This is a genomic window from Azospirillum largimobile (genome assembly GCF_977007025.2).
In genome coordinates this window covers 852,293-865,238 of sequence record NZ_CDRMUA020000002.1, presented here as the reverse complement: position 1 = coordinate 865,238, position 12,946 = coordinate 852,293, and the positions used below count along the sequence as shown (strand labels likewise).

Here is a 12,946-nt window from a genome sequence, read left to right as displayed (position 1 = left end):
CGCGATCCCGAAAGGGTCTGAGGCTCCCCACCGTTCGCCATTCCACCAGAGCACCTGGACCGTGTCGCCGTCGCCGGTCGGCCGGAACCGTGCGACGGGGGCACCGGGATCATGCGAGGACACCGACGACGGCCGCCGCCAGGGCCGGGTCGACCGGCCCTTTCAGACGCAGGCGTGCCCCGCTGGGCAGGATGATCTCGAGGATCGCCGGGCTCGTGGTCGGACCCGCCGGAGGCGGCAATGGCCCACGGGGCTCCGTGACCGGCGGTTCAGTGACGCTCGGCTCCGGCGTGACGGTCACCGCGACGAAGCTGGGCGGTTCGGCCACGGCGCTCCCGCTGGCCTGCATCAGCCCTCGCCAACGGTACAGCAGGCTTTCGTGCACTCCCGGCCGGCGGAACGCCTCCTCGACCATCCGCACCTTCTCCGCCGGCGTCTATGTCCGCCGTCGCTCCGTCCCTGTCAGAACCTCGAACCGCTGATAAGCCATAATGTTTGCAACTCGTTTGCGTCCGCGCGATGACGCGCCACGCAAAACTCAGATGCCGGCCCTCACTTCGCCAAGGCGGTTCTCACCGGAGGCGTACCATGTTGTTCCGTCGCCGCGCGTTGTTCCGCAGCCTCTCGAGCCTTGCTCATTGAATCGGCCCGCCTGCCGGCTCCTACTTGCCGAGCCCCATCGCCCTCGGCAGCCACAGCGTTATTTCCGGTACATAGGTGATGGCGATCAAGGCGGCGAAAAGGGGGACCAGCCAGGGCAGGATCGCCATGGTTGTCCGCTCCACCGATAGCTTCGCCACGCGCGCCAGCACGAAAAGCACCATCCCCAGTGGCGGATGCAAGAGCCCGATCATCAGGTTCAGCACCATCACCAGACCGAAATGCAGCGGGTCGATCCCCAGCTTCAACACGATGGGCAGCAGGATCGGCACCAGGATGGTGATCGCCGCGATGGTGTCGATGAAGCAGCCGACAAACAGGATCAGCAGATTCGCCAGCAGCAGAAACACCCACTTGTTGTCGGTGAAGCCGAGTATGGCGTCCGTCATGATCTGCGCCGCCTGGCTGGCCGTCAGCAGCCAGGCGAAGATCGAAGCCGCAGTTACGATGAACAGGACCGAGGCCGTCGTCTCCACCGTGTCCAGCGTCGCCTTGGCGAGGGAGCGCAGCCGCATGGTGCGGTAGCGGACGAGCCCGAGGAACAGGGACCACAGCACCGCCGCGACCGCCGCCTCGGTCGGGGTGAACCAGCCCAGCGTCATGCCGCCGATCAGGATCACCGGCGTCATCAGCGCCATGACGGCGGAGAAGTCGAAGTACCAGTCCGCCGCCAGCAGTGCGGCCAGGGCGATGGAGATCGCCCAGTTGACCGAGACGCCGGCCAGCGTCATCAGCCACACCGCCAGCGGGAAGCTCAGCACGACGACGATCTCGACCGACGCGGCGCCCAGCCGGTGCCAGTCGAAGACCATGTCGCCGCCCCACTGGTGCCGCCGCGCATGGATGGCCACGGTCGCCATCATGAAGATCGTCATCAGCACGCCCGGAATGACACCCGCCAGGAACAGCGCGCCGATCGAGACGTTCGCCATCATCCCGTAGATCACGAAGGGCAGCGACGGCGGAATGATCGGCCCCAGCGTGGCCGAGGCGGCCGTCACCCCGACCGCGAACTCCGTCGAATAGCCATGGTCCTTCATGGCCTTGATCTCGATCGTGCCGAGACCGGCGGCATCGGCGATGGCGGTGCCGGACATGCCCGAGAAGATCACCGAGCCGACGATGTTCACCTGCCCCAGACCGCCGCGCATCCAGCCGACCAGGGCGATGGCGAAGTTGTAGATGCGGCCCGTCACCCCGGCGATGTTCATCAGGTTGCCGGCAAGGATGAAGAAGGGAACGGCCAGCAGCGGGAAGCTCTCGGCACCCGCGATCATCCGTTGGGCGAGCACGAGGTCGGGTACCGACCCGCTGACCAGAATGTAGACCAGCGAGGCCGCCGCCATGGCGACCGCAACCGGCAACCCCAGGAGCATCAGGCCGAGGAAGGAACCGATGAGGATCCACATCCGCTTACACTCCTGTTCCGTCGAAGGCTTCCGGTTTCTCCAGCACCGAATAGCCGCGGCGCCAGTTCACGACCGTCACCTGCAGCGACCGCAGGGCCATCAGCGCGCAGCCGGCGAGCACGGCATAATAGAGGAAGCCCTTGGACAGCTGGACGGTGACCATCGTCTCGTCGCCGACCACCTCGATCAGCCGCCACATCAGTTGGGTCAGATAGACGAAGAAGGCGGTGCGGATCACGTCCACCAGGGTGGAGAGGAGTCGCCCCGGCCCGTCCGGCAGGAAACGGTAGAGGATGTCCACCTGGATGTGGCGCGACAGCCGCACGCACATGGCCGAACCGACGAACACCAGCGCCACCAGGCAATAGGAGGCGATCTCCTCGGTCCAATTCAGCGAATCGTTCAGGACGTAGCGGGTGAAGAACTGAAGGAACACCGCCCCCGCCATCAGCCAGAACAGCGCAACGGTGGCCCAATCCTCGATCGCATAGTGCGACAGGTCGGCCGGGGGAGCCTCGTCCACGAAGGAATGGGCAAGTTCCTCCGGCGTGATCTGGATGTGATGTTCCTCGCCGGGCGGCTGTTGCAAGCCGGCCCCATGCGGAACCGACTGGTTAACGTAGCTCGTCATGCGGACCCCTCTGGCTTGCGGGATGGCAGGCGGCAGGCGGCGCGTCACTGCAGCGCCTGGATCGCCTCCCAGTCGGCCTTGCGGTAGCCGGCGCTCTCAGGCGTCACCGCCTTCATCACCACATCCTTGAACTCCGCCTTGTTGACCTCGGTGACGGTCAGGCCCTTCTGGCGGAAGGCCTCCACCAGCTCCTTCTCCTTCGCCTGGATTTCCGCGGTGGAACGGGCCGCCGCCTCCTGCGTCACCTCGGTGAAGGCCTGGCGGTCCTCCGGCGACAGCTTGGCCCACAGGCTCTTGGAAATGATGGTGTTCAGGCTGTCGATGATGTGACCGGTGAGGATGATCTGCTTTTGCACCTCGAAGAACTTCTTGGCCTCGATGGTGGTCAGCGGGTTCTCCTGGGCATCCACCGTGCCGTTCTGCAGGGCGAGATAGACCTCGGCGAAGGCGATTGGCGTCGGGTTGGCGCCGCAGGCCTTGGGCATCGCCAGATAAGCCGGCGCATCGGGCACGCGGATCTTCAATCCCTTCATGTCCGCGCAGCTCTGGATCGGCTTGTTGGAGGTCGTATGGCGCATGCCGTAATAGGACAGGGCGACGATGTGGTGGCCGGTCTTCTCCTCGTACCCCTTGGCGAGGGTCTTGAAGACGTCGCTCTTCGCATAGCTCAGCAGATGCTGTGGATCGCGGAAGATGTAGGGGTAGTAGGTGACGCCGATCGGGGGATAGCTGCGCGCCGCGAAGCTGGAGCCCGAGATGATCATGTCAACGGTGCCGAGCGACAGGCCCTGGTTGATGTCGGCTTCCTTGCCAAGCTGCGAGGCGGGGAACACGTCGATCTGGTAACGGCCGTTGGTACGCTTCGCGATCTCCTGCGCCGCCCAGACCGACTGGGTGTGGAAGGGCTCCGACGTCTCGTAGACATGCGCCCATTTCAGCTTGGTCTGGGCCTGGGCCGCGGACAGGACGGTGAAGGGCAGGGCCATCAGCACGGCGAAGCTCAACGCCGCGCGACGAGTGCGAGTTTCCATTGGCATTCCTTCCGATTGTGAGACGTCCCCCGGCTGGCTGGGGAACCTGGGAGGGGGGCGCCGCGCGGCGGTCGACCGCCTCGGCTAATATATCAACAGCCGATTGTTCGTGACGCAAGCCATTTTGTTGTGGTTAGGAGCTTATTTCATTGCGGGACCGGGTTAATCCAGTCGTACGGCGCCAAACATCCACGCATGCTGCAAGCGCGAAGAGTATTCATAGGAAATACTGCGGACAAATCTATCACCTCGACTTTATTCGGGCGGAGATGAATTTGCCTGAATCGGGACGGACGCTGTGCCGTCATATGAGCGGACTGCCAAGGACAACCGGAATGCCTGCCGCGTCACCGCAGCCCGTCACCGCAGCCCGTCACCGCAGCCCGATGGCCCGGTCGCGGGCGCTGAGGATATGCACGCTGATCGCGGCCTTGGCCTGCTCGGGGTTCCGCGCCTGGGTCGCCTGGATGATGGCCAGATGCTCGCGCATCGTCGGCTGAAGAACGGTGGTGTTCAGTTTGGTCTTCGACTGCTTGATCAGCCGGATCTTGATCTGGTTGACCCGGTAGGCGTCGGAAATGATGGTGTTGCCGAGCGCGTCGATGATCGTCAGATGAAGCGCCCAATCGATGTCCTGGGCTTCCTTCAGCAAGGCGGGCTGGATCCCGCCGGAGGACTCCGCTTCGGCGCAGGCGGCGATGATGCGTTCGTGGTCATCGAGCAGCGCGCGGATCGTCGCCTCCGGCGCCTCCTCGGCGAAGACCGCCACCGCTTCCCGCTCCAGGAACAGGCGGAACTGGAAGGCATCGCGGATGAGGTTGAGGTCGACATGCGCGACCTGCATGCCGCGCTGCGGGACCGTCTTCACCAGCCCCTCGGCCTCCAGGCGGGGGATCAGCTCGCGGATCGCTCCCAGCGGCAGTTCCGTCAGTTCGACCAGTTCACGCTGCGAGATGAACTGACCGGGGCGGATCTCGTCCGCCAGCAGTCGGCGGGTGAAGCTCTCGTAAGCCCGGCTGCGCAGGTTGACCGTTTCCCGGTCGCGTTTGGCGGAGGTCTTCATCCGTATGCTGTCCTGTCAGGCGGCTCCGTTCAGGCGGCCTTTTCCGCGAAGACCCGGTCGTAGAGGTGGCCGAGGGTCGCGGCGTCCGCCAGCGACATAGGCAGCAAAGGCGCTCTCACCGTCAACCATGCACTCTCGCCGGTGGTGTGCGACACCAGCGCTTTCACCGCCGGGGTGACCGGGTAGCGCAGCACCGCGTCCACCAGCTCGACCAGCGCCGTGTCGTCGCGGCCCTGGTGGACCACGGCCCGCAGCCTGTGCGGCACCAGATTGGCCATGCCGGAGATGGCGCCCTGGCCGCCATCCCGCACCGCCTGGGCCAGCACCCGCTCGTCGCCGATCAGCACGGCGAGGTCATGGCGATGGGCGGCGAGCAGCTCCTGGCTGTAGCCCCAGTCGCCGGCGGAATCCTTGACCCCGGTGATCGCCTGCGGGAAGGCGGCCTTCAGCCGGCCGATCAGCGCGATGGACAGCGGAACCGCGGTGACAGAGGGGATGTGGTACAGGATGATGTCGCGCGCCCGGTCACCCAGATCGGTGATGAGGTCGGAGAACCATGCGAACAGCCCGTCATCCGATACGCCCTTGAAGTAGAAGGGCGGGGCGACCAGCAGCGCCCGCACCCCGGCGTCGAGCAGCTGGTTGGCCTGGGTGAGCGCGTCGTGCAGCGACGCGGCGATGACCCCGCCGACCACATGGCTGCGGAAATCGATGCCGGCACCCTTCAGCGCGCCGATCATCTGGTCGCGCGCCACTTGACCGAGCAGCGGCCCCTCCCCCGTGGTGCCGAACAGGGTGACCGAGTCGCAGCCGTTGGCGAGGCACCAGGTGGCATGGCGGGTCAGGCGGGCCAGATCCACGCTTCCGTCCTCCAGGAACGGCGTGGTCAGCGCGCAGGACAGGCCGAAGCGGCCAGTGGATTGATTCACTTTGCATTTCTCCAAGAGGCGGCTGAAGGCTCGGCCGGACGACCGGCGCTCTACCACTAACATGTTACTAGGATGTTTTTCGTTTGCAAGGGGTGCGCGCAAGAATTATACGTTGACCAAGCAATCAAATCGGTGGCGGTGCGGATTCGTGTCGCTCAAACTATCCGCCATGTGCCGGTCCAATCCGGGTGTCCGCACCGATCGGGGCCCGACGACAAGAGGCTCAGGCGATAACGGGGAGGAGTGCATGTTGACGTCGAACGGAATGTGTTTGTCGCGCCGCCGGCTTCTGGCGTCGGGTGCAGCGGCCGGGGCACTGGGTCTGAGTGGTCTCGGCCTGCCGGCTTTCGCCCAGACCGGTGGGGTCAACTGGCGCAAATATGCCGGCAGCAAGATCGAGGTGAACCTGATCAAGAGCCCGCGCGGCGAAACATTGAGCAAGTACCAGAAGGAGTTCGAGGAACTGACCGGCATCACCGTGGTGTCGGAACAGACCCCGGAACAGCAGCAGCGCCAGAAGGCGGTGATTGAGCTGACCTCGGGCCGGCCGAGCTTCGACGTCGTTCACATCAGCTATCACGTCCAGAAGCGTCAGTTCGAAAAGGGCAAATGGCTGGCCGACCTGACGCCCTTCATCAAGGATCCGTCGCTGACCGACGCCGGCTTCCTCGATGATTTCTCCGAAGCCGGGGTGACCTTCGCCCGCAGCCCGGAGGGCGGGATCGGGGCGCTGCCCTTCTCGGTCGATTACTGGATCGTCTACTGGAACAAGGATCTGTTTGCGAAGAAGAACCTGTCCTTCCCCAAGACCTTCGACGAGATGGTGGCCGCCGCCGCTGCGCTGACCGATCCGGCGAGCCAGACCTACGGCTTCGTCGCCCGCGGCATGAAGAACGCCAACACGCCGGTGTGGACCAGCCTGCTGCTGGGCTATGACCAGTACAGCGTCGACGCCAACCGCAACCTGCTGACCGACACGCCCGAGGCCGTCGAGGCGGCCAAGCTCTACCAGACGCTGATGACCAAGTCGGCGCCGCCGGGCGTTACCGGCTTCAACTGGGCGGAATGCCAGTCGGCCTTCCTCCAGGGCCGCGTCGGCATGTGGTTCGACGGCGTCGGCTTCGCCCCGCCGCTGGAGGATCCGGAAAAGTCGCGCGTCGTCGGCAAGGTCGGCTACGGCCTGATGCCCAAGGGGCCGAAGGCGCACGCCGCCGCGACCACCGGCGACGGCATCGGCGTCACCGCGGCGTCGAAGAACAAGGAAGCCGCCTACCTCTATTGCCAATGGGCGACCGGCAAGCTGATGGGCGCCCGCCTGCTGCAGGCCGGGGCCGGCGTGCCGTTCCGCAACTCGGTCCTGTCGGATGCGGAAGTCCGCAAGGGCGTGAAGATGCCGGCGGCCTGGGTCGATGCCGTGGTTGAGTCGGCGAAGATCAGCCGCCTCACCCTGCCGGTCATCATCCCGGTCACCGAGTTCCGCGACGTGCTGGGCGGGGCGCTGACCAACATGATCTCCGGCAGCGATCCCGCGGCCGAGCTGAAGCGGGCCACCGCCGACTTCAAGCCGATCCTCGAGCGTAGCGAGAAGACGTGAGCATCCTGGCCTCTTCCGACCGTGTGGTCGGTGCCGCTTCCGTCGACAGGACGAAGCGGCTTCGGCCCTCCTACTGGCCCTTCGTGGTGCCGGCGCTGATCGTCGTCGTCGGGGTCATCATCTTTCCCTGGGTCTTCACCTTGTGGATGAGCGCCATGGAGTGGCGCATCGGCGAGGAGCAGCGTTTCGTCGGCCTGCAGAACTATGTCCGGCTGTTCACCGACCTGCGCTTCCTGGAGGCGATGGGCCACACGCTGGTCTACACCGCGCTGTCGGTGGTGGCGCCGCTGGTGCTCGGCACCGCGGCGGCGCTGGCCTTCAACACCAAGCTGCCGGCCCGCGGCCTGCTGCGCGGCATCTTCGTCATGCCGATGATGGCCACCCCGGTCGCCATCGCGCTGGTGTGGACGATGATGTTCCACCCGCAGCTGGGGGTGCTGAACTACCTGCTGTCGCTGATCGGTATCGGGCCGCTGCAATGGGTCTATCACCCCAACACGGTGATCCTGTCGCTGGTGCTGGTGGAGACCTGGCAATGGACGCCGCTGGTGATGCTGATCGTGCTGGGCGGTCTGGCGGCGTTGCCGACCGAGCCGTACGAGAGCGCGCAGATCGACGGCGCCACCGCCTGGCAGCGTTTCCGCTACCTGACCCTGCCGATGATCAAGCCCTTCCTGATGGTGGCGGTGATCATCCGCACCATCGACGCGCTGAAGAGCTTCGACATCCTCTACACCATCACCCAGGGCGGGCCGGGCACGGCGTCGGAGACGATCAACCTGTATCTCTACAGCGTCGCCTTCACCTACTACGACATCGGCTACGGCTCGGCCATCGCGGTGGTGTTCTTCGTGCTGATCATCATGCTGTCGCTGATCCTGCTGTACCTGCGCCAGCGCAGCGCCTGGAACACGGGAGACGGGCAATGAGCCGGCCGCTGAGAAAGCTACTGGACAAGGCCGGCATGGCTGTCTGCGTCCTGCTGCTGGTGTCGCCGGCGCTGCTGTTCTTCATCTGGATGCTGTCGCTGTCGCTGAAGTTCGAGATCGACAACGGCGCCTATCCGCCGATCCTGATCCCGGAGCGCTTCGCCTGGAAGAACTACACGACGATCTTCGAGGGCAACAGCTTTCTCCTGTATTTCTGGAACAGCCTGATCGTCACCGGGGCGGCCACGCTGTTCGCGCTGCTGGTCGGCGTGCCGGCCGGCTACGGCATCGCCCGGATGCGGGCGCACAAGTCGGCGGTGGTCATCATGATCGCGCGGATGACGCCGGGCCTGTCCTTCCTGATCCCGCTGTTCCTGCTGTTCCAATGGCTGGGTCTGCTCGGCACGCTGTGGCCGCAGATCATCATCCATCTGGTCGTCACCGTGCCCATCGTGATCTGGATCATGATCGGCTATTTCGAAACGACGCCGATGGAGCTGGAGGAGGCCGCGATGGTCGACGGCGCCACGCGCTGGCAGATCTTCGCCAAGGTGGCGCTGCCGATCGCCAAGCCCGGCATCGTCGTCGCCTTCATCCTGTCGGTGATCTTCTCCTGGAACAACTTCGTCTTCGGCATCGTGCTGGCCAGCCGCGAGACGCGGACCCTGCCGGTCGCCGTCTACAACATGCTGTCCTTCGAGCAGGTGAGCTGGGGGCCGCTGGCCGCCGCCGCACTGGTGGTGACGCTGCCGGTGCTGATCCTGACCGTGGCCGCCCAGCGCCAGATCGTGGCCGGCCTGACCGCCGGCGCCGTCAAGGGCGGCTGATCCATCCCAAGAAAGAGACGACCCCATGGCCTCCGTCAGCATCCGGAACGTCCGCAAATCCTACGGCACGGTCGAGATCATCAAGGGCGTGTCCATCGACATCCAGGACGGCGAGTTCGTCATCCTGGTCGGCCCGTCGGGCTGCGGCAAATCCACCCTGCTGCGCATGATCGCCGGGCTGGAGGAAATCAGCGGCGGCACCATCGCCATCGACGACCGCGTGGTCAACGACATGCCGCCGAAGGATCGGGACATCGCGATGGTGTTCCAGAACTACGCGCTCTACCCGCACATGACCATCGCCGACAACATGAGCTTCGCGCTGCGGCTGAAGAACACGTCCAAGAGCGAGATCGCCGCCAAGGTGGAGCGGGCGGCCGGAATCCTCGGCCTCGGGCCGTTGCTGGGCCGCTTCCCGCGCCAGCTTTCCGGCGGCCAGCGCCAGCGCGTCGCGATGGGCCGCGCCATCGTCCGCGACCCCAAGGTCTTCCTGTTCGACGAGCCGCTGTCCAATCTCGACGCCAAGCTGCGGGTGCAGATGCGCACCGAGATCAAGGAGATGCACCAGCGGCTGAAGACAACCACCGTCTATGTCACCCATGACCAGATCGAAGCCATGACGATGGCCGACAAGATCGTGGTGATGCATGACGGCATCATCGAGCAGATCGGCGCACCGCTCGATCTCTACGACAACCCGGCCAACATGTTCGTCGCCGGCTTCATCGGCTCGCCCGCCATGAACTTCATTCCTGGCAGCATCGGCGGCGACGGCTTCACCACCGAGGCCGGCGACCGCCTGCCGCTGAGCGGGCGCGTGCCGGCGGCGTCGGAGGGGCGCCCTGCCGTCTATGGCGTGCGGCCGGAGCATTTCCGCCTCGCCGACGAGGGGCTGGCTGCCGAGGTGGTGGTGGTCGAGCCGACGGGGTCGGAAACCCAGATGGTCCTGCGTCCTCTCGGAACCAAGGCGGGCCAAGTGGGGACAGGCCAACTGGGAACAGGCCGCGAGGATCGTCGGCGCGAACTGACCTGGGTCCTGCGCGAGCGCACCGGCGCCCGGCCGGGCGAGGTGGTACGGATCGCCCCCGACCCGGCGCTGGCCCACCTGTTCAACCCCGACACCGGGATGCGGCTGTGATAGCCCTGCCGACCAGAAGCCTTGGCCGCACCGGCATCGCTGTCTCGGAGATCGGCTTCGGCGCCGCGCCGCTGGGCGACCTGTACGGCCATCTCGACGAGGCCACCGCCGTCGGGGCCGCCGTTGCTGCCCTGTCGGCAGGGGTGACGCTGCTCGACACTTCGCCGCTCTATGGTCACGGCTTGGCGGAGGCGCGTTGCGGTGCCGCCCTGCGTCAGGCCGGGCGGAACGGCGTCGTGCTCTGCACGAAGGTCGGGCGCTGGATGGACCCAACCCAGGGCAGGGGCGACGGGTCGGGCTATGCCGGCGGCTTTCCGCACCGGGCGGTGATCGACTATTCCTATGACGGCACGCTGCGGTCGGTGGAACAGTCGCTGCTGCGGCTCGGCACCGACCGCATCGACGTGCTGCTGATCCATGACGTCGATGTCTGGACCCATGGCGCCAACCGCATCGAGGCGCGCTTCGCCGAGGCGATGGACGGCGCCTATCGGGCGCTCGACCGGCTGCGCGCCGACGGCACGGTCAAGGCGATCGGCGTCGGGGTCAACGAGGCGGAAATATGCGTCCGCTTCGCGAAGGCCGGCGATTTCGATGCCATGATGCTGGCCGGGCGCTATTCCCTGCTGGAACAGCCGGCGCTTGAGGAATTCCTGCCGCTGGCCCAGGCCAAGGGCATCGGCGTGATGCTGGGCGGCGTGTTCAATTCCGGCATCCTCGCCAGCGGGGCGGTGCCCGGCGCCAAGTACAATTACGGCCCGGCCCCGGACGGCATCATGGAGCGGGTCGGGCGGATCGAGGCGGTCTGCCGTGCCCATGGCGTGCCGCTCGCCACCGCGGCGCTGCGCTTCGCGCTGGGGCATCCTGCGGTGTCGTCGGTGGTGCTGGGGGCAGTGACCGCCGACGAGGTGCAGCGCAACCTCGCCGCCATGGCGGCAGTCGTGCCGGGCGCGCTGTGGTCCGACCTGAAGGGGGAAGGGCTGCTGGGGGCGGACGTGCCGGTGCCCGGCTGAACGAACAGGGATAAAATGTCATGCTGAAAGGACTGGACCCGCTTCTGTCTCCCGACCTGCTGTGGGTGCTGGCCGCCATGGGGCACGGCGACGATCTGGCGCTGGTCGATGCCAACCATCCGGCGGAGACCATCGCCCGCGCCACCACATCCGGCCGGCTGATCACGCTGCCGGGTGTGACGATGGCGCGGGCCGCCCGCGGCATCCTCAGCGTGTTTCCGCTCGACGGCTTCGTGCCCGACCCGGTGCGGCGGATGCAGGTGGTGGGCGATCCTGCCGCACTGCCTGCCGTGCAGGACGAGGTGCAGGCCGAGATCGACCGCGCCGAGGGCCGCGCGCTGCCCTTGCAGGGGATCGAGCGTTTCGCCTTCTATGACGCCGCCCGCCGTGCCTTCGCTGTCGTGCAGGTCGGTGACCCGCGACCCTATGGCTGCTTCCTGCTGCGCAAGGGCGTCATCGCCGGCGACATGCCGTAACCAGATCCAAACTCAAAATCCGGAACCCGACATGATCCAGTTCCCCGTGGATGTGACCCGCACCCTTCCCAACGACGGCTATGCCGGCGCCCTGGCCGGGCGGGTCTGGCGGCCGGGCATCGGCCCGTCGGTGGTGGCGGTGCGCGCCGACGGCGTGTACGACGTGACCGCCTCCTTCCCCACCATGAGCGAATTGGCCGCCCGGCCCGACCCGGCCGCGGACCTCGCCGTGGCGGCGGGAGAGCGCATCGGCGCGCTGGCCGACATTCTCGCCAACACGCCGCCGGACGGTCGTAATGCCGGCGCTCCCTGGCTGCTGGCGCCGACCGACCTTCAGGTGTTGAAGGCTGCCGGCGTCACCTTCGCCGTGTCGATGCTGGAGCGGGTGATCGAGGAGCGCGCCCGTGGCAATCCCGACGCCGCCGAGGCGATCCGCGCCGAGGTGCAGCGGCTGGTCGGCGACGATCTGGCGGCGCTGAAGCCCGGCTCCGAAGCGGCGATGAGCCTGAAGGAGGTGCTGATCGCCCAGGGCGCCTGGAGCCAGTATCTGGAGGTCGGCATCGGCCCCGATGCGGAGGTCTTCACCAAGGCGCCCGTCCTGTCGGCGGTCGGCACGCTGATGGATGCCGGGCTGCACCCGAAATCGACCTGGAACAACCCGGAGCCGGAGGTGGTGCTGATCGTCGCCCCCGATGGCCGCATCACCGGGGCGACGCTGGGCAACGACGTCAACCTGCGCGATTTCGAAGGGCGCTCGGCCCTGCTGCTGTCGAAGGCGAAGGACAACAACGCGTCCTGCGCCATCGGTCCCTTCATCCGCTTCTTCGACAAGACATTCACGCTGGACGACGTGCGGACGACCGATGTCGCCCTGACGGTCGAGGGGCCGGAGGGCTTTCAACTGTCGGGCCTGTCGTCCATCTCCCGCATCAGCCGCGATCCGGAGGACCTCGTCGCCCAGACCATCGGCCCGGTCCATCAGTATCCCGACGGCTTCGCCCTGTTCCTCGGCACCATGTTCGCGCCCACCCAGGACCGCGACAATCCCGGCGGCGGCTTCACCCACAAGGAGGGCGACATCGTCACCATCGCGGCGCCCAAGCTGGGCGCGCTGGTCAACCGCATGCGGCCGAGCGACGCCTGCGAGCCCTGGAGCACGGGCATCGTCGAGCTGATGCGCTCGCTGGTCCGGCGGGGGGCGCTGAGGGGGTGATTGGGGCCTCTCCCTCTCCCCGGGGGGGGAGAG

General features: G+C 66.5%; 13 protein-coding genes. 7 read left to right on the top strand and 6 right to left on the bottom strand.

Translation table 11 applies throughout. The features are described 5' to 3' along the window. Positions 1-109: 109 nt before the first annotated feature. The 6 genes from ACWPKK_RS17150 to ACWPKK_RS17125 form a co-directional block, all read right to left on the bottom strand. Positions 110-415 (bottom strand): hypothetical protein, encoded by a 306-nt coding sequence (locus ACWPKK_RS17150; RefSeq protein WP_452006428.1) that lies wholly within the window; start codon positions 413-415, stop codon positions 110-112. A 247-nt stretch (positions 416-662) separates the two neighbouring features. Continuing rightward, positions 663-2,069: a TRAP transporter large permease gene (locus ACWPKK_RS17145; RefSeq protein WP_324867570.1), complete on the bottom strand. Its 1,407-nt coding sequence runs from the start codon at positions 2,067-2,069 to the stop codon at positions 663-665. Positions 2,070-2,073: 4 nt separating this feature from the next. Then, entirely contained in the window at positions 2,074-2,700 is a 627-nt protein-coding gene (locus tag ACWPKK_RS17140) for a TRAP transporter small permease (protein WP_452006425.1), read from the bottom strand. Between the two features lie 44 nt (positions 2,701-2,744). Next, a complete protein-coding gene (locus tag ACWPKK_RS17135; protein ID WP_452006689.1) occupies positions 2,745-3,686 on the bottom strand; it encodes a sialic acid TRAP transporter substrate-binding protein SiaP in 942 nt (313 codons plus the stop codon). 418 nt (positions 3,687-4,104) lie between these two features. Further along, positions 4,105-4,794, bottom strand: coding sequence for a GntR family transcriptional regulator (locus tag ACWPKK_RS17130; RefSeq protein WP_452006422.1), 690 nt, complete (start codon positions 4,792-4,794; stop codon positions 4,105-4,107). A 29-nt stretch (positions 4,795-4,823) separates the two neighbouring features. Next, complete coding sequence (locus ACWPKK_RS17125; protein WP_452006419.1) at positions 4,824-5,723, bottom strand: dihydrodipicolinate synthase family protein; 900 nt, start codon at positions 5,721-5,723, stop codon at positions 4,824-4,826. Positions 5,724-5,970: 247 nt separating this feature from the next. On the opposite strand from ACWPKK_RS17125, the gene ACWPKK_RS17120 reads away from it, so the two are divergent. The 7 genes from ACWPKK_RS17120 to ACWPKK_RS17090 are packed head-to-tail and all read left to right on the top strand — an operon-like array spanning position 5,971 to position 12,913. Further along, on the top strand, positions 5,971-7,317 hold the full coding sequence (locus tag ACWPKK_RS17120; RefSeq protein WP_452006417.1) for an ABC transporter substrate-binding protein: 1,347 nt from the start codon (positions 5,971-5,973) through the stop codon (positions 7,315-7,317). Then, positions 7,314-8,246, top strand: a complete 933-nt coding sequence (locus ACWPKK_RS17115) for a carbohydrate ABC transporter permease (RefSeq protein WP_452006414.1) — start codon at positions 7,314-7,316, stop codon at positions 8,244-8,246. Before ACWPKK_RS17120 ends, ACWPKK_RS17115 begins: the two co-directional genes overlap by 4 nt. After that, complete coding sequence (locus tag ACWPKK_RS17110; protein WP_324867583.1) at positions 8,243-9,073, top strand: carbohydrate ABC transporter permease; 831 nt, start codon at positions 8,243-8,245, stop codon at positions 9,071-9,073. Before ACWPKK_RS17115 ends, ACWPKK_RS17110 begins: the two co-directional genes overlap by 4 nt. 25 nt (positions 9,074-9,098) lie before the next feature. Further along, on the top strand, positions 9,099-10,211 hold the full coding sequence (locus ACWPKK_RS17105) for an ABC transporter ATP-binding protein (protein WP_452006411.1): 1,113 nt from the start codon (positions 9,099-9,101) through the stop codon (positions 10,209-10,211). Continuing rightward, positions 10,211-11,224 (top strand): aldo/keto reductase, encoded by a 1,014-nt coding sequence (locus ACWPKK_RS17100; RefSeq protein WP_452006687.1) that lies wholly within the window; start codon positions 10,211-10,213, stop codon positions 11,222-11,224. The genes ACWPKK_RS17105 and ACWPKK_RS17100 overlap by 1 nt, the downstream gene beginning before the upstream one ends. A 20-nt stretch (positions 11,225-11,244) precedes the next feature. After that, positions 11,245-11,700: an RbsD/FucU family protein gene (locus ACWPKK_RS17095; protein ID WP_452006408.1), complete on the top strand. Its 456-nt coding sequence runs from the start codon at positions 11,245-11,247 to the stop codon at positions 11,698-11,700. A gap of 31 nt (positions 11,701-11,731) precedes the next feature. Beyond that, a complete protein-coding gene (locus tag ACWPKK_RS17090) occupies positions 11,732-12,913 on the top strand; it encodes a fumarylacetoacetate hydrolase family protein (RefSeq protein WP_452006405.1) in 1,182 nt (393 codons plus the stop codon). The last annotated feature ends 33 nt before the right edge of the window (positions 12,914-12,946 follow it).